Source organism: Mycolicibacterium sphagni, assembly GCF_002250655.1.
GTDB classification, from domain to species: domain Bacteria; phylum Actinomycetota; class Actinomycetes; order Mycobacteriales; family Mycobacteriaceae; genus Mycobacterium; species Mycobacterium sphagni.
On the sequence record NZ_NOZR01000005.1, the window covers coordinates 19,653 to 40,867 of the forward strand.

21 protein-coding genes are annotated in these 21,215 nt (G+C 66.0%); 12 read left to right on the forward strand and 9 right to left on the reverse strand.

Translation table 11 applies throughout. The features are described from left to right. Positions 1-36: 36 nt before the first annotated feature. Positions 37-441 carry a hypothetical protein gene (locus tag CG716_RS07265; protein WP_133066885.1) on the reverse strand — a complete coding sequence of 135 codons (405 nt, stop codon included), beginning with the start codon at positions 439-441 and terminating at the stop codon, positions 37-39. A 233-nt stretch (positions 442-674) separates the two neighbouring features. Continuing rightward, positions 675-1,193 (reverse strand): SHOCT domain-containing protein, encoded by a 519-nt coding sequence (locus CG716_RS07270; RefSeq protein ID WP_094477961.1) that lies wholly within the window; start codon positions 1,191-1,193, stop codon positions 675-677. A gap of 380 nt (positions 1,194-1,573) precedes the next feature. Between CG716_RS07270 and CG716_RS07275 the strand changes: the two genes are divergently transcribed. Genes CG716_RS07275 through CG716_RS07285 form a run of 3 tightly spaced genes read left to right on the forward strand, consistent with a single transcriptional unit; the run spans position 1,574 to position 3,060 of the window. Then, positions 1,574-1,861 carry a hypothetical protein gene (locus tag CG716_RS07275; RefSeq protein WP_094477963.1) on the forward strand — a complete coding sequence of 96 codons (288 nt, stop codon included), beginning with the start codon at positions 1,574-1,576 and terminating at the stop codon, positions 1,859-1,861. 27 nt (positions 1,862-1,888) lie between these two features. Further along, positions 1,889-2,665, forward strand: coding sequence for a phosphatase PAP2 family protein (locus CG716_RS07280; protein WP_094477965.1), 777 nt, complete (start codon positions 1,889-1,891; stop codon positions 2,663-2,665). Between the two features lie 53 nt (positions 2,666-2,718). After that, positions 2,719-3,060 (forward strand): heme-binding protein, encoded by a 342-nt coding sequence (locus tag CG716_RS07285; RefSeq protein ID WP_234817743.1) that lies wholly within the window; start codon positions 2,719-2,721, stop codon positions 3,058-3,060. Here CG716_RS07285 and CG716_RS07290 read toward each other — a convergent pair. The 3 genes from CG716_RS07290 to CG716_RS07300 form a co-directional block, all read right to left on the reverse strand. Next, positions 3,040-3,681, reverse strand: coding sequence for a biliverdin-producing heme oxygenase (locus CG716_RS07290; protein WP_272938268.1), 642 nt, complete (start codon positions 3,679-3,681; stop codon positions 3,040-3,042). The two genes, CG716_RS07285 and CG716_RS07290, sit on opposite strands and share 21 nt — an antisense overlap. A 143-nt stretch (positions 3,682-3,824) precedes the next feature. Continuing rightward, positions 3,825-4,622, reverse strand: a complete 798-nt coding sequence (locus tag CG716_RS07295; protein ID WP_094477969.1) for a nitrilase-related carbon-nitrogen hydrolase — start codon at positions 4,620-4,622, stop codon at positions 3,825-3,827. Between the two features lie 31 nt (positions 4,623-4,653). Continuing rightward, positions 4,654-6,126 carry a PucR family transcriptional regulator gene (locus CG716_RS07300; RefSeq protein ID WP_094477971.1) on the reverse strand — a complete coding sequence of 491 codons (1,473 nt, stop codon included), beginning with the start codon at positions 6,124-6,126 and terminating at the stop codon, positions 4,654-4,656. A 126-nt stretch (positions 6,127-6,252) separates the two neighbouring features. Between CG716_RS07300 and CG716_RS07305 the strand changes: the two genes are divergently transcribed. The 3 genes from CG716_RS07305 to CG716_RS07315 all read left to right on the forward strand — a co-directional run bounded on the left by CG716_RS07305 (position 6,253) and on the right by CG716_RS07315 (position 9,998). Beyond that, the gene (locus tag CG716_RS07305; protein WP_234817744.1) at positions 6,253-7,704 is read left to right on the forward strand and encodes a purine-cytosine permease family protein; all 1,452 of its coding nucleotides are present in this window, start codon (positions 6,253-6,255) and stop codon (positions 7,702-7,704) included. Further along, positions 7,701-8,645, forward strand: a complete 945-nt coding sequence (gene speB, locus CG716_RS07310) for an agmatinase (RefSeq protein ID WP_094477975.1) — start codon at positions 7,701-7,703, stop codon at positions 8,643-8,645. The genes CG716_RS07305 and speB overlap by 4 nt, the downstream gene beginning before the upstream one ends. Positions 8,646-8,726: 81 nt before the next feature. Continuing rightward, positions 8,727-9,998: an adenylate/guanylate cyclase domain-containing protein gene (locus CG716_RS07315; RefSeq protein ID WP_165774068.1), complete on the forward strand. Its 1,272-nt coding sequence runs from the start codon at positions 8,727-8,729 to the stop codon at positions 9,996-9,998. Positions 9,999-10,007: 9 nt separating this feature from the next. Here CG716_RS07315 and CG716_RS07320 read toward each other — a convergent pair whose 3' ends face one another. The 3 genes from CG716_RS07320 to CG716_RS07330 are packed head-to-tail and all read right to left on the reverse strand — an operon-like array spanning position 10,008 to position 12,624. Then, positions 10,008-10,760, reverse strand: a complete 753-nt coding sequence (locus CG716_RS07320) for an amino acid ABC transporter ATP-binding protein (RefSeq protein WP_094478379.1) — start codon at positions 10,758-10,760, stop codon at positions 10,008-10,010. A gap of 11 nt (positions 10,761-10,771) precedes the next feature. Further along, positions 10,772-11,692, reverse strand: coding sequence for an amino acid ABC transporter permease (locus CG716_RS07325; protein ID WP_094477979.1), 921 nt, complete (start codon positions 11,690-11,692; stop codon positions 10,772-10,774). 5 nt (positions 11,693-11,697) lie between these two features. After that, the gene (locus CG716_RS07330) at positions 11,698-12,624 is read right to left on the reverse strand and encodes an ABC transporter substrate-binding protein (RefSeq protein WP_094477981.1); all 927 of its coding nucleotides are present in this window, start codon (positions 12,622-12,624) and stop codon (positions 11,698-11,700) included. Positions 12,625-12,895: 271 nt separating this feature from the next. Here CG716_RS07330 and CG716_RS07335 point away from each other — a divergent pair, with 271 nt between their 5' ends. The 6 genes from CG716_RS07335 (at position 12,896) to CG716_RS07360 (ending at position 19,873) form a co-directional block, all read left to right on the forward strand. Beyond that, positions 12,896-13,471 (forward strand): HdeD family acid-resistance protein, encoded by a 576-nt coding sequence (locus CG716_RS07335; RefSeq protein ID WP_165774058.1) that lies wholly within the window; start codon positions 12,896-12,898, stop codon positions 13,469-13,471. 109 nt (positions 13,472-13,580) lie between these two features. Beyond that, the gene (locus CG716_RS07340) at positions 13,581-15,029 is read left to right on the forward strand and encodes a cytochrome ubiquinol oxidase subunit I (RefSeq protein WP_094477983.1); all 1,449 of its coding nucleotides are present in this window, start codon (positions 13,581-13,583) and stop codon (positions 15,027-15,029) included. A gap of 22 nt (positions 15,030-15,051) precedes the next feature. Further along, positions 15,052-16,095, forward strand: coding sequence for a cytochrome d ubiquinol oxidase subunit II (gene cydB, locus CG716_RS07345; RefSeq protein WP_094477985.1), 1,044 nt, complete (start codon positions 15,052-15,054; stop codon positions 16,093-16,095). A gap of 26 nt (positions 16,096-16,121) precedes the next feature. Then, complete coding sequence (gene cydD, locus CG716_RS07350; RefSeq protein WP_094477987.1) at positions 16,122-17,720, forward strand: thiol reductant ABC exporter subunit CydD; 1,599 nt, start codon at positions 16,122-16,124, stop codon at positions 17,718-17,720. After that, entirely contained in the window at positions 17,707-19,320 is a 1,614-nt protein-coding gene (gene cydC, locus CG716_RS07355; protein ID WP_094477989.1) for a thiol reductant ABC exporter subunit CydC, read from the forward strand. The genes cydD and cydC overlap by 14 nt, the downstream gene beginning before the upstream one ends. A gap of 10 nt (positions 19,321-19,330) precedes the next feature. Next, positions 19,331-19,873, forward strand: coding sequence for a DUF4190 domain-containing protein (locus CG716_RS07360; RefSeq protein WP_094477991.1), 543 nt, complete (start codon positions 19,331-19,333; stop codon positions 19,871-19,873). Here the strand turns inward: CG716_RS07360 and CG716_RS07365 are convergent. After that, the gene (locus CG716_RS07365) at positions 19,851-21,212 is read right to left on the reverse strand and encodes an MprF family protein (protein WP_234817745.1); all 1,362 of its coding nucleotides are present in this window, start codon (positions 21,210-21,212) and stop codon (positions 19,851-19,853) included. The two genes, CG716_RS07360 and CG716_RS07365, sit on opposite strands and share 23 nt — an antisense overlap. Between the last annotated feature and the right edge of the window lie 3 nt (positions 21,213-21,215).

Here is a 21,215-nt window from a genome sequence, read left to right on the forward strand (position 1 = left end):
GGATTGCATTCGAGAACTCAGCCCACCGCCGCCGGACTAGCCGGTGTCGCAGCTCGAACGGCCCTGGTCGTCAGGGCCACGATTGATAGAAATTTCTCCCTGCTTAATGTTCACAATGATGGATTGCTTGTCGTCGGCCCAGTCCCACATTGTGTATCCGTCCTGGGCGTTGATTTGCTGACTGCACCAAGGCAAGCCGTCGTAGTCCTTGAAAAGTGGTAACTGCTCGCGCAGGCTCTGGACTGTGTACTCGTAGGTGGCAGGCGTGGTCCAGGTCTCAAGGCTAGCTATCTTGGCGCAGCACTCAGGCACAGTGCCCGGCGGGAGTGTGACATTGATCAACTGTGATCGCACACCAGTGTCGGGGTTCTCCGGCGCTGAGGGTGGTTGCGCGGCAGGACTTTCCGGCGATGTTGGCGCGACGGTGACCGCGTTCGTCACGCCTGGTGGTCTGGCGCCCCCGCACGATGCGGTGAGTACCGCTGCGAGCGCAATGGCCAGGGCCACTCCCCTGGTGTTCGACATGAGTAGGGAGTATGCCGTGGCCGGAGGACCGCATGGCGCATACAACAAGGAGCCGGGCGGGGCTGTCGACGGCCCCACGATCCTCGCGCCGCTTGTTGGATCAGTCGGCGACTCGGTGCCGAGCTGGATGGCTGCCGAACTTATCTGCCCTAGCTGCCCTGCAGCCGGTGGACCGCGGCCTCGAACTCCGCGTCGGTTAGGGCGCCGCTCCTGTGTAGGTCGTCAAGCTTGACGAGCGCGTCGAGTTGATCAGGGTCGGGGTCGGGGGCCGAAGTGGGTCGGGTCGCCGTAGTGCCGGCGAGCCGCGCTTCGGCGTCGCGTACGGCTTGCTGGTTGGCCTGGTCCACCTGGCTCTGGCTCAGCTGGCGGGCGCGTTGCTGCTCGGCTCTGAGCGCGTCCTCGTCGAGTTCGATCTTGTCGCGGTCGCGCGGGTCGTAGCGGACCGGAACGATGTCGCCCACGGTGAACGTGAGATCCGTACCGCCCATACCTCCGATTCGGCGCACGACGTCAGCCGTCGTGTCGTCGTCGAAATGCACCCGCATCCCCACGTCGTAGGTGAAACCCGTCCCCCAGTTCGCGCGCATTCCACCCTGGTACAGCTCGACGGACGTGACGACCGCCTTCGCCTCGGCAGTCTCCTGCGACAGCTTGTGTTTTCCGAACACCGGAACCCCACATTCATCGTTGTGATCTGAGCGGAGATGCCGAGATGATCCCATCCAGCAGCGAACACTGCCACCGCACCACTCGACCAGACCACTAGGTCCCGTCTGCCTTCGTGACGAAACCCGCCTCCGGCAAAACAACGTGGCTAGGCCCAGCAACGGCAACCTCCCCCAGCGCCTGACATCAGCCTCAGCCGGACGACGGCCCCCATGAAGTCTCATGCGCCACACCAGGTACACAAAAGCCTCGAAGGCATTGTGCTGTAACAGTTTTAATGTGCGAGCGGCGTACCACACGCACAGTTTCGGTACAGACCGATTTATTCTTAACGTCGATAATCCAGTTACTAACTGAGTGTTTTCGGTAGCATCACCTGGTCATGGGTGAATTACGTCCGTCCGGGTGGTATCCCGACCAGGATGACCGGCCACTTCACGCCCGCCGTGCGGCCCGCCGACAGTCCAAAAAGGCGCGCCCCTGGGGCATTGCCGGGCTGATCGTGTGCGCGGTGATCATCGCCTGGGTCGCATGGGCGTGCGCGTCCTCGTACAGCCCTTACCAAAGCGAGTGCAGAAGCTCCTTGACCTTCGGCACCGGGAAACAAGGCAAGGATCTTGATGACCTGGTGAAGATATGTGTCGACCTCAACGAGCGCGGAACGAAGTGATGCTGTCCGCGACCCCGGTCGGGCAGAATGCTCCTCATCAACGTCACCTTGATCGCCCTGAGCACCACGGCCGCGATTTTCATCGCGGCCGCACTACGTCTTCGGGGTCGCTTGGGGATGTTGATGCTCTCCGCGGGTTTGTTCAGTGTTGTGGCAATTCTGGCTGTCACGGTCAATTCCCAGTGGATGACAGCTCTCGACACGTCCGTCTGGAATTGGTTCGATGCTCACCGGTCATACAAGTGGCAACGCGATTCAAATGGACTCTTCGACGACATCGGCAACCCGCTCTACGTCGCGATCGCGGGCCTCGTGAGCGGAACAATCCTGGCGGTGCGGGCGCGGTCGGCTAGGCGGGTTGTTGTGGTGACCGGAGCAGTGGGCGCCGGCGCCGCAATCGAGCAGGCGCTCAAGGCACTGGCCGAACGCACACCCGAAAATCTGTTGAAGTTGCACGACGGGCCGGTGGTCGGCTGGTCGCCGCTCGACTATGCCCATACGTTCCCATCCGGCCATGTCACAGGCGCTGCCACCCTCCTCGGGATGATCGCGGTGTGCCTCGGTAAAGGACGAAGCCGCACGGTCGCGGCGGCGTTGTCGGTCCCGGTCGTTGCCGGTGTTCTCTTCGTCGCCTGGCTTGCGCTCTACGTGCGCGCACACATTTTCGGCGATGTCATCGGAGGGATGGTCCTCGGCGGCGCACTTGTGGCCGCGGGCGCTGCCGCCTTAATGCCGACCACCCGAAAAACCCTCGGCTCGCCTGACAAACGCCAGATCCCGCACGCGCAAACCCGTACAGTGTGAGTGCTATTCACGACGGCCCCACGAGCGGAGTGTTGATGAGCATCGCGTGTTCTATGCGTCACGCAGCGGCCGTCGGTCTGGCCGCCGGCGCTCTCGTTCTCGGCGTCGCCGGCACCGCCGCGGCCGACCCACCACCGAACTGCACATCGGCCGACATGGCCGGCATCCAGTCCGGCGTCGGATTCTCGATGTCGGGCTACCTGTTCACCCATCCCGACGTGAACGCATTCTTCACGAGCCTGCAGGGCCTGCCGAGGGATCAGATCCGCCAGAAGGTGCAGGAATATCTGGCCGCCAACCCGCAGGTGAGCGACGACATCGCGGCAATTCGCCAGCCCAACAAGGACTTCCGGAGCCGGTGCGACGTGTCGGGCTCAGGCCCGGTAGGCGGCTAGATTCTCGCCGAGCTCCGTCAAAAGAGCCTGGTTCAACCGGAACGCCACCTTCACCTCGTCGACCACCCGGTCGATCTCGGCGGCGGCCAGTCCGAGGCCGTCGAGCCGCGCTCGGTACTCGTCCTTGTAAGGCTTGGCGCGCAGTGGGAACTCATAGAACGCCAACCCTGCGCCTCCCAGATCAAAGGTTCGGTCGAGGATCCGGCCGATCGCCTGGCCGCCCGACAGGTCACCGAGGTAACGGGTGTAGTGATGCGCGAGAAGGTCACCGCCCCAAGAAAACCCGGCGACCCGGTCCCGATAGGTCGCCGCAGCGGCCGAGTCGACTTCTCGGCCGATGCCAGGCGCCCAATGGTCGAGATCGGCATCGATCGCTGAAAGCCGCTCGAGGGCGGGGTCGTACACGGCTGCGACCAGCGGGTCATCACGTCGCGCGCGGACGGCGTCCTCGATTGCGGCATAGACCAGTCTTAGCCGCTGCAGGTAGTCGACGTACCCCTGAGCGTTGACATTGCCGCCGAGCAGCTCGGCGACGAACGGCGACCGCTCGGCGGCGTCGTGGTCGGCGGCCGACCCGTCCCGCATCGCGACGGACAACGAGGTGGCGCTAAGCGATGACACGCCGCGACTGTATCGCCGCGGCACGCCATCGCGCCGGTTCGGCGAGAACGAGTTGCCCGCCGGGCGTCACCACCTTCTCTGCGGGTGACGGCACCACAGTCGTGGTCGTCGTGGCTGGCCTAGGCGAACACCTGGGCGGGGATTCAGTACAGGTCGATGCGACGGTCGGAGAACAGGTCCACCAGTTCGGTCAACGTCTTGTCGTGCGTGGCGGACAGGTCGACGTCGGCCATCGCCAAGCCGGCTCCCGTGCCTGCCTCGGCGATCACCCACCCGTCCGGATCGACGATCACGGTCCCCTCGGTCCACGGCTGGTCGCGCTCGACGCCGGCCCGGTCGCAGACCGCGATGACGACCCGGTTGATCCGGGCGGTGGACATCGCGGTGATCACTTCGCCGGGCCGCTCCCCCTCCGGCCGCGGGAACAGGGGCCAGTTGACCGGGGCCACGATCAGCTCCGCGCCGTCCAGCGCCACCCGACGGGTCACCTCACCGAACTCGAGGTCGTAGCAGACCATCACCGCGATCGCGCCGTGCCTCGTCTTCAGCACCGACGGCAGCGCGGCGCCGGGGGTGAAGATCAGCTTTTCCCGGTCCCACAGGTGGGTCTTGCGGTAGGTGGCGATCATGCCGTCGGCGTCCAGGACCGCCGCGCTGTTGTAGAGCAAGCCGTCGTCGCCGAGCTCGCAGAACCCCCCGACGACGATCGCCCCGCCGGCGGCCGACCGCCAAGCGTCGAACGCCGGGCCGCCCGGGCTCAGCGCCGCCGAGCGGGCTTCGTCGGCATCGGCGAACATATAGCCGGAGGTGGCCAATTCGGGCAGCACCACGACGTCGGCGCCCTGCGCGACGGCGTCGGCAATCGCACCTGCCGTCAACTCAAGGTTGGCGGACACCGCCCCGATGGTGGGGTCGATCTGAGCACAGGCGATGCGGGTCACTACTGCAGGCTAGCCCGGCCGACCCGTCCGATCAGGACATCGCGGCGCGCGATTTGAGCGCCAACCAGAGCTCCATCCGCTCGTCGCCGTCATCGAGCCGTCGCCCGGTCAGCGCCGCAATACGTTCAATACGGTTGCGAACGGTGTTGCGATGCAGCGATAGCCGCGCCGCAGCCGGGTCCCAGGCACCGTTGACCCGCAGCCACTGATCCAGCGTCCGCAGCAACTCCAGGCGCTCCCGCGGATCCAGCGCGTCCAGCGGGGCCAGCACCGCGTCCGCGAATCCACGCACGACCTCCGGGCTACCCAACGACACCAACAGCGATACCGTCTCGCTCTCACCGGCGGTCACGATGCGACCGAGTCGCGCGCTGACCGGTAGCAGCGAGCGGGCCTGCATCGCCGAAACGGACAGCGCCTCGGCCGCCACCGGCGCTCCGATCCCGCACGGCAGCCCCTCCGCATGGGCGCGCAACGTCTCGACCAGCATGTCGAGGTCGGCGTGGGCGATCTCGACGGTGTCACCGCGAACCAGCACCAGCGCGTCCCCGAGACCGGCCTGCAGCCGGAAGGCCAGCCTCTCGGCATCCTCGCCGGCGACAGTGGCCACCTGAAGCGGCGTTGGCCCCAAACCCACTCTGGCCAGCATCTGATGGGCACGTTCCCGCTTGATGCCGGGGCGCAGCAACTGGGCGAAGACCTGCGATCGGCGCTGACGCTCGACCTGTCCGGAAAGATTGCGGCGCTCGATGTCGACAGCGATCAGCGACACCAGAACACTGGAGGCGGCACGTGAGCGTAGGTCCATTTCTGCGCTGAGCGCTATGTGCGCCAAAGGAATTCGCGATCCAACGGTGTGGATCTCGAAGCCGTCGACCACTGACCACGCCATGCCGGAGGCTCGCGCGGTGCCGACCGCCGCCATGGCTGCGGCGACCGACCCGGGGGCGGTGCCCGGCGTTGCGTCGACAAGCTGCCCGGCGGCGTCGCACACGATGCACGCAGCGTCGCTGGCTTGAGACCACGCCCCGAGCAGCGCCGCCAGCGGCGCGGAACTGGTCGCGACCGCGGTCAGGGCCCGGTTGATCTCCAACGCGGTGTGCAGTTCCCGACTCTCCTCGCGGGCGATGGTCTCGAACACCCACTTCGTGACCGCGATGAACGGTGTCTCGTCGGGAACCGTCAACAGCGCCACACCGCTCTCCTGCGCGGCGCGCATGAGCGGCTCCGGGCAGTCGTGATACGGCAACCCGTGACCAAGACCCAACGCCAGAGCTGCGACGCCGGCCGCCGCGCATTCGGACATATAGGCGCGACAATCCGCCAGGCGCATCGGCAGCAGCAGACCGACCGTCATCAGCAGCTCACCCCCGCGCAACCAGTCCGCCGGCGAGGTCAGCTCGCAGACATGCGCAGATCTCACTTCACGCATCAGCTGGTCAGGCCCTGTCACCACCGTGAGGTTCAGGCTGGGCTCCCCCACCACGTCAGCGACAGTGAGCACGGCCGCATCCGCATGTACGCATCGTCCAATCGTAGTGGGCAGATTGAACAATTCTGCTATGGCGCCGACCACAACGCCGGGCGCATCGTGACATGCAACCTGCTCGTTGGCCGCCTTGGAGGACCCGTGAACGTCGCCGCCGCAACCGTGGTCGAAACCCGATCGATCGACTACGTCCCCGATGACGAACGCCACGGCAAGGTCGGCCATCAGGGTCCGTTCTGGTTCGTGGGCAACTTCCAGCCATTCACCCTCGCCCTCGGCTTCGTCGGTCCCAGCCTCGGGCTGTCGCTGTGGTGGACCGTCATCGCCGGGCTCGCCGGCATCGCATTCGGGACGATCTTCATGGCGTTCCACGCGACTCAGGGACCAGTGCTCGGACTGCCCCAGATGATCCAGTCCCGAGCTCAGTTCGGCTACCGCGGCGTATTGCTGCCCCTGCTCGGAACTCTGTTCACCTTCGTCGGCTTCAACGTCGTCGACGTCGTCATCATCAAATCCGGGCTGGAGTCCATCTTCGGATGGAACCCGCTGGCTGTGGCCGTCGTCATCACCGTCGTCGCCGCCCTGCTGGCGATCTACGGCCACGACCTGCTGCACCGGACGTTCCGGGTCCTGTTCTGGGTGTCCCTACCGCTGTGGCTGGCATTGAGTTTCGGCGTAGTGTTCGGCGCCGCCACCGGAACCGCATCGACGACAGGCGGTTTCAGCCTCGTCGCCGTCCTTGTGCAGTTCAGCGTCGCAGCGTCCTACAACATCACCTACGCCCCCTACGTCTCCGATTACAGTCGCTACTTGCCGCGCGACACCAAGCCGTCGTCGATCATCGGCTCGGTCTTCGTCGGGGCCGCGGCCTCACCGGCTTGGCTTATCCCGCTCGGCGCCTGGATGGCCACGTATCTCGGCGCCACCGACGCCCTTTCCGGGATCAACGAGACCGGAAACCAGGTCGTGCCGGTCCTCGGCGCCGTGCTGGCGGTGGTGTCTGCCCTGGTCCTGGTTGCGACGATGGGCCTCAACGCCTACAGCGGCATGCTGACCGTCGTCACCGCCATCGACTCCCTCAAACCAGTCACGCCGACCCGCCGGCTGCGGGTTGTCACTATTGCCACCCTCGCAGTGCTCTGGCTGACGATGAGCCTGATGCTGACCAACGCCACCAACGCGCTGAACACCACCCTGCTGATCATGCTGTACCTGCTGGCCCCGTGGACCGCGGTCAATCTGACCGACTACTTTTTCGTCCGCCGCGGCCATTACGTGATCGCCGACCTCTTCACTCCGCGCGGCATCTATGGCGCATGGTCCTGGCGTGGGCTGACGGCCTTCCTGGCCGGCGTGATCGCCGAGATCCCGTTCGTCGATCTACCCTTCTTCGTCGGTCCGGCCGCGACCGCGATGGGCGAAGTCGACATCGCGTTCATCGTCGGCATGCTGGTTTCCGGCGGGGTGTACGTCGCCCTGACCCGCACACTTGACGTGACCCGAGAGCTGGCGATGATCGAGGCCGACCCCACACTGGCCGACCCGGCCAGCGCGTCCGCTATCGCTCAAACCGTTGTCGAGGAGGAGCAATGACATCCGACATCGTCGGACCCGTCGACGCGACCAAATACCCGCGTTACACCGAACCGTCGACGTTCGCACGGCTGCCTCGCATCTCCGAGGTCTCCAGCGCCGACGTTCGCATCGTGGGTGTGCCGTTCGACAGCGGCGTGTCGTACCGGCCGGGCGCCCGGTTCGGGCCCTCGCACGTACGGGCAGCCTCCAAGCTGCTGCGCCCGTACAACCCGGCACTCGGTGTGGAGCCGTTCACCGCCCAGCAGGTGGCCGACTGCGGCGATATCGCGGTCAATCCGTTCAACCTCGACGACGCCATCGCCACGATCGACACCGCGATGACCGATCTGCGCAAGGACGGGTCGACGGTGCTGACGATCGGCGGTGACCACACCATCGCGCTGCCAATCCTGCGTTCCCTGGCCCGCGACCACGGCAAGGTGGCCGTGCTTCATTTCGACGCTCACCTCGACACCTGGGACACCTACTTCGGGGCGCCCTACACCCACGGCACCCCGTTTCGGCGGGCCAGCGAGGAAGGGCTGATCGACATGGAGCGCTCGTTGCACATGGGGATCCGCGGCCCGCTCTACAGCAAGACCGACCTGGAGGACGACTCCGTGTTGGGCTTTCAGGTGATCCGCTCCGACGATTACGAATTCGACGGTGTCGCAAGCATTGTCGAGCGGATGCGTAAGCGGCTTGACGGTGGCCCGGTGTACGTCTCGATCGACATCGACGTGCTCGATCCGGCGCACGCCCCCGGCACCGGCACACCCGAGGCCGGTGGGCTGACCTCCCGCGAACTGCTCAACACCCTGCGCGGGCTGGTCGGTCTCGACGTGGTCGGCGCCGACATCGTCGAGGTGGCCCCGGCCTACGACCACGCCGAGATGACGGGCATCGCCGCCGCCCATGTCGGGTTCGAACTTCTGTCGGTGCTGGCGGCCAACCGATAGGCTGCCAAGGTGGGCACCCTGCGGAAATGCGCTGGTTCGGTGTCGCCAGACGGGCCGGCCCAGCGCGCGGACTGCGAGCGCATGCAACGGCGTGCGCCGGCCCGCAACCTGCATTGGGCCGAATCCATCGCACGCCGCCAGCGGGTGCTCAACATCGCGGCGATGATGGCCGCCGTCGTCACCGCTGTGGTGGGGCTGCTGCAGATCCTGTTCGCCGACGGCGTGCTGGCGCTCGGGTTGATAAACCTGGCCACCGCGGGCATCTTCGTGCTGGTTCCGCTGCTGCATCGCTTCGGCGACATCATCGCCGCCGTGGTATTCGTCTTCTTCGCCTTCCTATCGCTGACGATCGTCGGCTGGCAGGTCGGGACGGATTCCGGTATCCAGTTCTATTACTTGGTGTCGGCGTCGCTGGCGGTGCTGGTGCTTGGCGTCGAACACGTGTTGCTGGCCTCGGTCGTGGTGGCGATCGGTGCGGGGCTGACGATCGCCTCGCAGTTCCTGGTGCCCGGCGACACCGGGGTTCAGCCACGCTGGTTGGTCAACGCCGGCTTCGTCATCACCACGGTGTCGGCGTGCGTGATGATCTTCGCGACGGTCTGGTACGCCATGCGCGAGGTGTCGCGGGCCGAGGCGGCAATGGAATTCGAGTACCTGCGCTCCGAGGCACTGCTGGCCAACATCCTGCCTGCCAGCATCGCGGCCCGGCTGAAGGACCCGGCCCGCGGCGTGATCGCCGACCGGTTCGACGACGCCTCGATCCTGTTCGCCGACATCGCCGGTTTCACCGAGCGGGCCAGCCAGATCCCGCCCGCCGAGCTGGTGCGCTTCCTCGATCGGCTCTACACCACCTTCGACCGACTGGTCGACAAACACGGTCTGGAGAAGATCAAGACCACTGGCGACTCGTACATGGTGGTCAGTGGAGTTCCGCAACCGCGGGACGACCACGTCGAGGCGCTGGCGAACCTGGCCCTGGACATGACCAAGGCGGTGCGGGACCTGCGCGACCCGAACGGCCAGCCGGTGCCCCTGCGGATGGGGATGGCCGCAGGCCCGGTGGTGGCCGGCGTGGTCGGGGCGCGCCGGTTCTTCTACGACGTGTGGGGCGACGCGGTCAACGTCGCCTCCCGGATGGAGACCACCGACCTCGAGGGACACATCCAACTCCCCCAGGACGTCTATGAACGCCTGCGGGACCGCTTCGTTCTCGAAGAGCGCGGCGACGTCGAGGTCAAAGGCAAGGGCTTGATGCACACGTGGTACCTCGTCGGTCGCCGCCCGCTGCCGGAAGCGGACAGCGATCGACCCACGCAGGAAGAGACGGGGCGCGTCGAGAGTCCAACCGGATAGCCCGCTGAGCTACATGACTTTCGACAGAAAGGCCTTGGTGCGGTCGTGCTGAGGATTACTCAAAACCTCACGGGGTGCCCCGCTCTCGACGATCACACCGCCGTCCATGAACACCAGCTCGTCGGCGACTTCCCGCGCGAAGCCCATCTCATGGGTCACCACGATCATCGTCATGCCTTGGCTGGCAAGCTTTTTCATCACACCCAGTACCTCGCCGACGAGCTCAGGGTCCAGCGCCGAGGTAGGCTCGTCGAACAGCATCAGCTTGGGATCCATCGCCAGCGCACGCGCGATCGCCACCCGCTGCTGCTGCCCACCGGACAGCTGTGCGGGATAGGCGTCAGCCTTGTCCGACAGCCCCACCTGCGCGAGTAAGTCACGGGCCCGCGTAAGGGCGGCAGACTTCTTGACTCGCTTGACGTGTTGCGGCGCCTCGACGACGTTGGCCAGCGCCGTACGGTGCGGGAACAAGTTGAAGTGCTGGAAGACCATCCCGATGTCGCGGCGTTGTTTGGCCGCATCCCGTGGCGCCATCTCGTAGAGCTTGCCATTGCGCTCGCGATAGCCGATCAGGTCTCCGTCAACGTAAAGCCTTCCCGCGCTGACGTTCTCGAGGTGGTTGATGCACCGCAGGAACGTCGACTTGCCAGAGCCCGACGGGCCGACTAGCACGAGCACCTGGCCGCGGTCCACCGTCAGGGTCACACCCTTGAGCACCGACAGCGCTCCGAAGTCCTTGCACACCCGCTCGGCGCGCACCATCGGTTCGGTGGTCATACATGTCCTGTCTCGGTGATGGTCTGCGCCTTCGCCAGTGCCTCCAGCTGTTTGGAGGTCAATTTCCTGGAGATACCGCGCGAGAAGTACTTCTCCAGGTAGTACTGCCCCACCATCAACACGCTGGTGATCACCAGATACCAGGTCGCCGCCACCAGCAGCATGGGAACCGGCTCGAAGGTCCGGGCGGCGATCTCCCGGGAAGCGATGCTGTAGAGGTCATACGAATAGGGCACAGCCGTCACGAGCGACGTGGTCTTCAGCATGCTGATGACCTCGTTGCCGGTCGGCGGAATGATGACACGCATGGCCTGCGGAAGCACGGTGCGGCGCATTGTCATTCCCCACGACATGCCCAGCGCGGTTGACGCCTCCGCCTGCCCTTCGGGCACCGAAGTGATTCCGGCGCGGATGATTTCGGCCATGTAGGCGGCTTCGTTGAGGCCGAGGCCGATCACCGCCAGTAGGAACGGGATGGAGAGATCCTGCAGGTCGAGGTGAAAGAACGTTGGCCCGAACGGGATACCGAGCTGGATGTTCTGGTAGACCGTCGGGATCAGCCCCCAGAACACCAGCTGCACGTACACCGGTGTGCCACGGAAGATCCACAGGAAAACCCATGCCACCGAACCGAATACCGGGTTCGGAGACAACCGCATCACCGACATCACCACACCGAGCACAATGCCCAGCACCATGGCGTACACCGTCAGCTGCAGCGTGTTGCTCACGCCGAGCATGATCCGGTCGTTGAACAGATATTCGCGATACGTCGACCAGCCGTAGGCCGGGTTGGTGCCTGCTCCGTAGAGGAACAGAGCGACCAGAACGATGATGACGGTCGCCCCCACCCACCGCCAGGGATGTCGAAGTGGTACCGCGTTGATGGCAGGTGGGGCCGACTCGTCGACACTCATATCGCTTAGCTGGTCCCCCCATTGATGACCGGCTTGGTGACCATCCCCGACTCGACGCCCCAGTTGCTGGCGATCGTCTTGTAGTCACCGGTGTCGATGAGATGCTGCAGGGCCTTCTGCAGCGACGCAGCCAGTGGCGACCCCTTCGCGACCGGCCAGCCGTACGGGGCCGACTCGAAGATCTCGCCTGCGGCCTCGAGCTTGCCGTTGCTCTGCTTGATGGCATACGCGGTCACCGGCGAGTCCGCCGACATCGCGTCGGCCTGACCGAGCACCACGGCGTTGGTGGCGGCGTCCTGGCCGTCGAACTTCAGGATCTGGATAGCCGGTTTGCCGGCGTCGGTGCACGCCTTGCTCTTAGCCGGCAACTCGTCGGTCTCCTCGGTGGTGGTCGCCTGCACGGCCACCTTCTTGCCGCACGCGTTGTTGGGGTCGATCGGTGCGCCGGGCCGCTGCGCCCAGAGGATGCCGGCCGAGAAGTAGTCGACGAAGTCGACCGACTGCTGGCGCTCCTTGGTGTCGGTGAATGACGACATGCCGACGTTGAAGGTGCCCTGCTGAATCGACGGGATGATCTTGGCGAAATCGGCTTCGCGGTAGTCGGCGGTCAGGCCGAGGGTGGAGGCGATGGCGTTCATCAGGTCGACGTCGAAGCCGACGATCTTGCCGCTGGAATCCTTGAATTCGTTAGGCGCATAAGGGATGTTCACGCCCACGACGAGCTTGCCCGACTTCTTGATGTCGTCCGGCAGGGTGGCCGCGATATCGTCGACCTTTTGGGCTTTGGCCGCGGTGGTCGAGGTCGACGGGCCTGCGCCGGAATCACTCTTGCTGCTACAGCCCGACAGGGCTAGGGCCCCTGCTACGGCGACGATCCCGGCGGCACGCCACCAGTACTGCGCCCCGCGACGGTCTTGACGTCCTGTTAGCACGGTTGCCTCATTTCTCTCGACTGCATCCGGGCTGTCCTGCCCGAAACTAATGGCGTGGTCCAGGTTTTGTAATGCCGGTAACGGAACAGTAGTAGAGGCGTAACCATCCGGCAGCGGATCCACAGGTACGGCCAGCTAGCGTGGTCGGGCGTGCGTACCGGTTGTCGCTGTACGACCAGAGCGAGGGCGACAACATTCTCTAAACCCGAATTCACCCGGTGAACTGCCCAAATACCGCAACTGGCCAGCGGGTTGTGCAAGACTTCCGGCCATGACAACCACCTCTACCCCGCCGCTGCTGCCGCACTTGTGGAAGTCGGTCCTGCTGTCGGGACTGCTGTCACTCGTGCTGGGCGCACTGGTGCTCGCCTGGCCAGCCAAGACCATCCTCGTCGCCGCGATCTTCTTCGGCGCCTACCTTCTGGTGACGGGCATCTCACAGGTGTTCCACGCCTTCACTCTGCACGTGTCCGCCGGCGGACGCGTGTTGCTGTTCATCAGCGGTGCCGCCGCGTTGATCTTGGCCGTGCTGTGCTTCCGCAGCATCCAGAACTCCATTCTGCTGCTGGCTATCTGGATCGGCATCGGCTTCATCTTCCGGGGTGTCGCCACCACGGTCTCGGCCATCAGCGATCCCGATACCCCCGGGCGCGGCTGGGAGATTTTCGTCGGCGTCATCACCCTCATCGCGGGCATCGTGGTGCTGGCCTCGCCGTTCCCCTCGCTGGCCACGCTGACCATCGTGGTGGGCGTCTGGCTGGTCGTGATCGGTGTCTTCGAGGTCGTGGCGTCCTTCGGCATCCGCAAGGCATCCAAGAACCTGGGCGAACGGATCGCAGCGCCCTAACTTCTCCAATCTGGGGCCAAAAGCCCCTAGCGCGGACGGCGCGGATTGCTACTACACTCTGTCGTAGATAGCCGATCCGCGCCTTTCGCTTGCTTTGGGGAGTGTGGCCATGAGTGCTCTTGACGTATCCCGCTGGCAATTCGGAATCACGACCGTCTACCACTTCATTTTCGTTCCGCTGACGATCGGGCTGGCCCCGCTGATCGCTGTGATGCAGACGATCTGGGTGGTGACCGACAACCCGGCGTGGTACCGGATGACGAAGTTCTTCGGGAAGATCTTCCTGATCAACTTCGCGATCGGTGTGGCGACGGGCATCGTGCAGGAGTTCCAGTTCGGCATGAACTGGAGCGAGTACTCCCGATTCGTCGGCGACGTCTTCGGCGCTCCCCTGGCCCTGGAGGGCCTGGTCGCGTTCTTCCTCGAATCGACGTTCATCGGACTGTGGATCTTCGGCTGGACCCGGCTGCCGCGGTGGCTGCACCTCACCTCGATCTGGCTGGTGGCGATCGCGGTCAACCTGTCGGCGTTCTTCATCATCACGGCGAACTCGTTCATGCAGCACCCCGTCGGCACGCGGTACAACCCGGTGACGCATCGCGCCGAGCTGCAGAGCATTACCGAGTTGTTCACCAACAACACCGGGGTGGCGGCCTTCTGGCATGCCGTGGCGGCCTCCTTCCTCGTCGCCGCAACGTTCGTGGCGACGGTGTGCGCGTGGTGGATGGTGCGCGCCAAGGGCAGCCCGGATGCCGCGGCCCTGTACCGCCCGGGCGCGATCCTGGGCTCGCTGGTGGCGCTGGCCTCTTGTGCCGCTTTGTTTTTCACCGGCGACGTGCAGGGCAAGCTGATGTTCCACCAGCAGCCGATGAAGATGGCGGCCGCGGAATCGCTGTGCCATACAGAGACCGATCCGGGCTTCTCCATCCTGACCGTCGGCACCCACAACAACTGCGACAGCATCACCCGCGTCATCGAGGTGCCCTACGTGCTGCCATTCCTGGCCGAGGGCAAGTTCAGCGGTGTCACGCTGCAGGGCACCAAAGACCTTCAGCAGCAATACGAACAGAAGTTCGGACCCGAGTGGTATGTGCCCAACCTGTTCGTCACCTACTGGTCGTTCCGCGCCATGATCGGCCTGATGGCGATCCCGCTGTTGTTCGCAATGGCCACGCTGTGGCTCACCCGCGGCGGCCGGGTGCCCGGCAGCCGCTGGTTCGCCCGCTTTGCGCTGGTGACCCTCCCGACACCATTCCTGGCCTCCATCGCCGGGTGGGTGTTCACCGAGATGGGCCGCCAGCCCTGGGTGGTGGCCCCCAACCCCGATGGTGACCAACTGGTCCGGCTTACCGTGCGCCAAGGCGTGTCATTGCACGGGCCCGCTCTGGTGTGGGTGTCACTGATCTCGTTCACGCTGATCTACGCGGTACTCGCGGTGATCTGGTTCTACCTGCTGCGCCGCTACATCACGACGGGTCCGCTGGAGCACGACGCCGAGCCCACACCTCCCGCACCACCCGGAGACGACGAGGTCGCCCCTCTCTCGTTCGCCTACTGAGCCGCAGGAAAGGAGTTACATCATGGGACTGCAACAGATCTGGTTCATCATCGTGGCGGTGCTGTTCCTCGGCTTCTTCGTCCTGGAAGGCTTCGACTTCGGCGTCGGGATGGTGATGGCATGGCTGGGCCGAATCGGCCAGGGCGATCACGAATCTCACCGCCGGGCCGTGCTCAACACCATCGGACCGGTTTGGGACGGCAACGAGGTCTGGCTGATCACTGCGGGCGGTGCGATGTTCGCCGCCTTCCCCCACTGGTATGCCACCGTGTTCTCGACGCTGTACCTGCCACTGCTGGTGATCCTCCTGTCGATGATCGCGCGCATCGTCGCCATCGAATGGCGCGGGAAGATCGACGATCCGAAATGGCGGAGGTGGTGCGATATCGGGATCGCGGTCGGGTCGTGGCTGCCGGCGATCCTGTGGGGTGTGGCGTTCGCCGTTCTGGTCAACGGGCTGCCGGTCGGCCCGGACAAGAACGTCGTCGGGCTGTCGGTCGCCGACGTGCTGAACCCCTACACACTGCTCGGTGGGCTGGCCACCTGCGCCCTTTTCTTGTTCCACGGCGCAGTGTTCCTGGCGTTGAAGTCCGGTGGTGCTGTACGCACCGACGCGGTCGGGCTGGCCCGCAAGCTCAGCGTGCCCGCGACCGTGCTGGTCGCCACGTTCGGCCTGTGGACCCAACTGGCGCACGGAAAGTCGTGGACATGGGCGGTCCTCGTCGTGGCGGTAGTGGCCCAGCTGGCCGCGGTAGCGGCCGCCTGGGGCGTCCGGGAAGGCTGGGCTTTCCTGGCGACGACGGTCGTCGTTGCCGCGGTGGTGACCCTGCTGTTCGGATCGCTATACCCGAATCTGATTCCGTCGACCATCGACCCGGCCTACGACCTGACTATCTACAACGGCTCGTCCAGTCCGTACACGCTCAAGGTGATGACTTGGGCCGCAGCGATATTCACCCCGATTGTCCTGGTCTACCAAGCCTGGACGTACTGGATCTTCCGTAAGCGAATCTTCGCCGAGTCGATCCCGAAGTCGATCGGCCTGCCCCTGAGGCGGGTGCCCTGAACGACCTGTGGCGGGCTTCGCCGGCGGTGCGTCGCTTTCTGATCGCGACCGTCGCCTGCGGAACGCTGATCGCGGGATGCGCCATTTCCGGTGCCGTCGTCCTCGGGCATGTGGTGGCCGGAGTTATCACCGATCCGGCCACCCGCAGTTTGGACCATTGGCGCACTGCGCTGCTGATCCTGGCCGGACTGTGGCTCGTTCGGGCACTCGTCCTGTGGCTGCAGGGCCGATTGGGCCAGCGGGGCGCCAGCGCGGTCGTCGCCGATCTAGGCGGCCAGGTGTTGCGTGCGGTCACCGCCGCACCGCCTGGCGCCGCACGCCGCGATGAAGCTGCGACGGTCATCACCAGTGGCCTCGACGGCCTGCGACCGTATTTCACGGCTTACCTGCCGGCTCTGTTCCTGGCCGCGATCCTGACACCGGCCACTGTTGTCGTCATCGCGTTCAACGACCTCCAGTCGGCGGCGATCGTGCTTGTCGCCCTCCCACTGATCCCGGTGTTCATGGTGCTGATCGGTCTTGCCACCAAAGAGCGTTCGGCAGCCGCGCTGGGGGCGATGACCACGCTGCAGGCACGCCTCATGGATCTGATCGCCGGCATTCCCACCCTGCGAGCACTCGGCCGGGCCGACGGTCCGGCCGATCGGATCGCAAAACTCAGTGCGGCCCATCGCCGTTCGGCGATGGCCACCCTGCGTATCGCATTCCTCTCGGCGCTGGTGCTCGAGCTCATCGCCACACTGGGCGTGGCGCTGGTCGCGGTGAGCATCGGTCTTCGGCTGGTGTTCGGCGAGATGAGTTTGGCCGCCGGGCTGACCGTGCTGCTGCTGGCGCCCGACGTGTTCTGGCCGCTGCGCCGGGTTGGCGTCGAATTTCACGCCGCGCAAAATGGAAAAGCGGCCGCCGACAAGGCGTTCGCACTGATCGAGCAGCACCCCGCGCCGGCGGCCGGCACTCGCACCGTCACGGCGGCGGGTGCGGCGATCGTGCTCGACGGACTGTGCGTCGCCGGACGCGACGGGCTGTCGCCGCACCTATTGTCCGGCCGGCTGCTGCCCGGCGAGGTCACGGTGTTGACCGGCGCCAACGGCGCCGGCAAAACCACGACCCTGCATGCGATCGCCGGGCTCGTCACCCCGACCCGCGGTCACATCACCGTCGACGGTGTGGACGTCGGCGAGCTGGACCGCGCGGCCTGGTGGCGCCAGCTCGCGTGGCTGGCCCAGCGCCCAGTGCTCATCCCCGGCAGCATTGCCGACAACCTCACTCTGTTCGGACCGCTAAGAGATCCTGAATCGGCTTGCCGAGCAGCGGGTTTCACCGAGGTCCTCGACGAGTTGCCCAACGGGATGGACACCCTGCTGGGCCGCGGCGGCACGGGGCTGTCACTGGGGCAACGCCAGCGCCTTGGCCTGGCTCGCATATTGGGCTCCCCCGCACAGGTACTGCTGCTGGACGAACCCACCTCACACTTGGACGCGTCCACCGAACGCACTGTGCTGCAAGCCATCAGCCGTCGCGCGGCCGCAGGGGCCACCGTCGTTCTGGTCGCCCACCGCGACAGTGTGGTGGACATCGCCGATCACGTCATCGCGGTGGAGGCCGATCACCATGCCGGCGTTTGACAAGGCACGCTTGGCCCTGGCGATCGCCCTGGGCTCGCTGGCACTGGGCAGTGCGCTGGCGCTGGCCGGGGTGTCGGCCTGGCTGATCACGCGGGCCTGGGAGATGCCGCCCGTCCTGGACCTGTCGGTGGCGGTGGTGGCTGTTCGCGCCTTGGGTATCTCCCGCGGCGTGCTCGGTTATTGCGAGCGGCTGGTCTCTCACGACACCGCGTTGCGGGCGGCGGGCGACGCCCGCAACGAGATCTACCGTCGGCTGGCCCACGGGCCCGCCGACGTCATCGCCCGGCTGCACAGCGGCGACCTGCTGGCCCGGGTCGGCGCCGACGTGGACACCTTCGCCGACGTACTCGCCCGTGCTCTGGTCCCGATCGGCGTCGCCACCGTCCTCGGCGGGGCCGCGACCGTCGTCATCGCCCTGATCTCTCCCGTCGCGGCCGCTGTTCTCGGCCTGTGTCTGCTGATCGCGGGTGTGTTCGCACCGGGGCTTGCCGCGCGCGCAGTACGGGCGCAGGAAGCCGTTGCCCGCCAACAGCAGTCCGGCCGCGACATTGCCGCCGTCACCGCACTCGAACACGCGGCCGAGCTGAGGGTAGCCGGCCGGCTGCCCACACTGATTGCCGAATCCGAACAGCGCCAGCGTGATTGGGGGGCGGCGATCGACCGGGCGGCCGCACCAGCCGCGGCGGCCGCCGCCGTTCCCACCCTGGCAATTGGCGCCAGCGTAATCGGCGCGGTCGTTGTCGGCATCGGCATCGCCGCCCACACCGCGCCAACCACGTTGGCGGTTCTGATGTTGTTGCCGCTCTCGGCGTTCGAAGCCACGGTCGCGCTGCCCGCCGCGGCGGTCGCGCTGACCCGCGGACGTATCGCCGCGCACCGACTGACCGACCTGGTCCCCACGAAGGCCACCGGATCGCCGGTCGTCGTCACCTCGCCCACCAGCACACCTGTCCTGCAGGCCAACCAACTTCGCGCCGGTTACCCCGGTGGCCCCACCGGACGACCCGTCACGTGGACGTTGCAACCCGGCGCCCGGCTGGCGATCACCGGACGCAGCGGCGCGGGCAAGACCGCGCTGCTGATGACCCTGGCCGGACTGCTCCCACCTACCGGTGGGCAGGTCACTATCGACGGGGTCGCAACGTCTGCGCTTACCGAGTCCGAATTACGCAGCGCTGTATGCTATTTCGCCGAGGACGCTCATCTGTTCAGCACCACCGTCCGGGATAACCTGCTCGCGGCGCGCGGCGACTGCACAGACGACGAACTCAAGCGCGCCCTTGCCTCCGTCGGTCTGGACGACTGGCTGGCCAGGCTACCCGACGGACTGAACACCGTGCTGACCGCTGGCGCTACCTCGGTATCGGCGGGTCAACGCCGTCGACTGCTGCTGGCGCGAGTGTTGTTGTGCTCGGCGCCGGTCGTGCTGCTCGACGAGCCCACCGAGCACCTCGATGCAGCTGACGGGCACCGGATGCTGCGCGCGTTGCTCGATGAGCGGCACGGCCTGTTGTCCGGTGAGCGCACCGTCGTGGTCGCCACCCATCAACTTGGCAACGACATCGCCTGTCCACGACTATCGGTAGGCAACGGCGGGTAACGTGCAACCCATGACTGAGCCTCCGGAGCAGGCACCTCAGCAGCCCTTCCCTCCGCCGCCGCCCCCTCCGTCGTATCCGGCCCCCAATCCATATGCCGCAGCCCCGTATCCCGGCGGCTATCCGCCGGCCCCGCCGCAGCCGTATGCGGGCTACGCGCCACCACCACCCAGCGGCCCGCGTAACGGCCTGGGCGTCACCGCGCTGATCGTTGCGATCGTCGCGCTGCTGGCGTCGTTCTCGGTGGTGGGCGGCATCGTGCTGGGCATCGTCGCGGTCATCATCGGCTTCGCCGGCCGCAGCCGCGCCAAGCGCGGTGAGGCCACCAACGGCGGCGTCGCACTGGCCGGCGTCGTCCTGGGGTTCCTCTCGATCATCGTCGGTCTGGCATTCATCGCCGTCTGGGTCGGGGTGTTCAAGGAGGTCGGCGCGACCGACTACATCGACTGCCTGCAGAAGGCCGGCCAGGACCAGTCGCAGGTTCAGCAGTGCGCCGATGAATTCAAACAGTCGGTGGAGAACAAGTTCAGCGTCACGCTGACACCGACTCCGTAGTGACTGGCAGGTGCCGCCGCCGCGGCAGGAACTCCAGCGAGAGCAACACCACCAGCAGCGGCAGCACCTGACTCAGCGGCAACAGTACGTACCGGCGGCCGCCGAGCGCGTGGAACTTGCGCAGGTACCGATACAGCGACTCCAGGGCGATCAGCGCGTCGCCCAGATGGATCGCGGTATAGAAGAAGCTGCGCAGCGGTCCGCGCGCGGTGTCGTTGAAGATCTCCGGAAACGCCGCGAATGCCAGTGAGAGGCGTTGCGCACCAAGGTCTTTCATCGCCTGGATCATGTCGACCGACAGCCGCTCGTCGATACCGTTTGGAGCCTCACGACGCCGCCACGGCACGTCGAGGGTGACGTCGGTGCCGCCGCCGGCCAGGGCGTAGCGATGAAACCCCTGCACCCGCCCGGCCCGGTCCCGCGCCAGAATCAGCAGGATGCCGGGATAGTGACCGGTCAGCGCGCCGTCCAGGATCATGGAGAAACCACGCTCAGTGCGTGCGCCCTTTGGTGAGGACAGCAGCACATCGGTCAGCTCGGCCAGTTGCGCGTCGCTCAACTCCTGCTCGGCGACGATCTCGGTGGTGATGCCGACATTGTGGGTGCGTTGCACCGCCTGGCGCAGGTTGCGGAACCGGCGCCCCACCATCTCGAATGCCGACACATTGATCACCACGTCGCGGCCGATGGGCACCGGCCGCAGGTCCGGCCACAGCCCGAGCCTGCGCTCGCTGCACCCCAGTACCACCACCCGCCAGCCGCGGGTGTGGCACATCCCGACGAATTCGGCCACCAGCTCGTCGAAACGGTCGTCGTCCCCGATCGGGTCACCACTGACCACCGCGTAGCCCAGTCGGGTGCGATAGGCGATCGCCGCGGTGCCGTCTGCGGTGAAGAAGTAGCTCTTGCGCATCTGCATGGCGAACGGGGCCACTGGATCCCCGCTGGTCGCCTTGACCAGCGCCCACACCCGGGGCAACTGCCCGGGTTCTGGTCGGGCGGTCGTCGGCCACATCAGCACCAGCCCTGACGACGCGATCAGCACGTCACCGGTGATATCGAAGGCCAGCAAGTGGGCGGCGAATCCGGCGACGACGGCCGCGGCGGCGCAGATCGCATGCGCGGCGGTCACGGGCCGGCCCAGGAAGATGCCTCTGGCGATCAGCGCGACCGCCGCCAGGATGGTCAGTGACCAGGCCGATTTCCCCACCGCCAGCCAGCTAGCCGCGATGAGTAACGCCAGCGCGCCGACCCAGCGGGCAGCCAGGGTGTCGACATGCACGACAACCCGTTCCCTGGCGCGCAGACCAAGCGCCACCTGGACCGGCGGTTCGGTCACACA

Coding starts and splice junctions, on each gene's coding strand:
- CG716_RS07275 (WP_094477963.1), top strand. CDS start 1,574: ATGGGTGAATTACGTCCGTCCGGGTGGTATCCCGACCAGGATGACCGG.
- CG716_RS07280 (WP_094477965.1), top strand. CDS start 1,889: ATGCTCCTCATCAACGTCACCTTGATCGCCCTGAGCACCACGGCCGCG.
- CG716_RS07285 (WP_234817743.1), top strand. CDS start 2,719: ATGCGTCACGCAGCGGCCGTCGGTCTGGCCGCCGGCGCTCTCGTTCTC.
- speB (WP_094477975.1), top strand. CDS start 7,701: ATGACATCCGACATCGTCGGACCCGTCGACGCGACCAAATACCCGCGT.
- CG716_RS07315 (WP_165774068.1), top strand. CDS start 8,727: ATGCAACGGCGTGCGCCGGCCCGCAACCTGCATTGGGCCGAATCCATC.
- CG716_RS07320 (WP_094478379.1), bottom strand. CDS start 10,760: ATGGTGCGCGCCGAGCGGGTGTGCAAGGACTTCGGAGCGCTGTCGGTG.
- CG716_RS07325 (WP_094477979.1), bottom strand. CDS start 11,692: ATGAGTGTCGACGAGTCGGCCCCACCTGCCATCAACGCGGTACCACTT.
- CG716_RS07335 (WP_165774058.1), top strand. CDS start 12,896: ATGACAACCACCTCTACCCCGCCGCTGCTGCCGCACTTGTGGAAGTCG.
- CG716_RS07340 (WP_094477983.1), top strand. CDS start 13,581: ATGAGTGCTCTTGACGTATCCCGCTGGCAATTCGGAATCACGACCGTC.
- cydB (WP_094477985.1), top strand. CDS start 15,052: ATGGGACTGCAACAGATCTGGTTCATCATCGTGGCGGTGCTGTTCCTC.
- cydC (WP_094477989.1), top strand. CDS start 17,707: ATGCCGGCGTTTGACAAGGCACGCTTGGCCCTGGCGATCGCCCTGGGC.
- CG716_RS07360 (WP_094477991.1), top strand. CDS start 19,331: ATGACTGAGCCTCCGGAGCAGGCACCTCAGCAGCCCTTCCCTCCGCCG.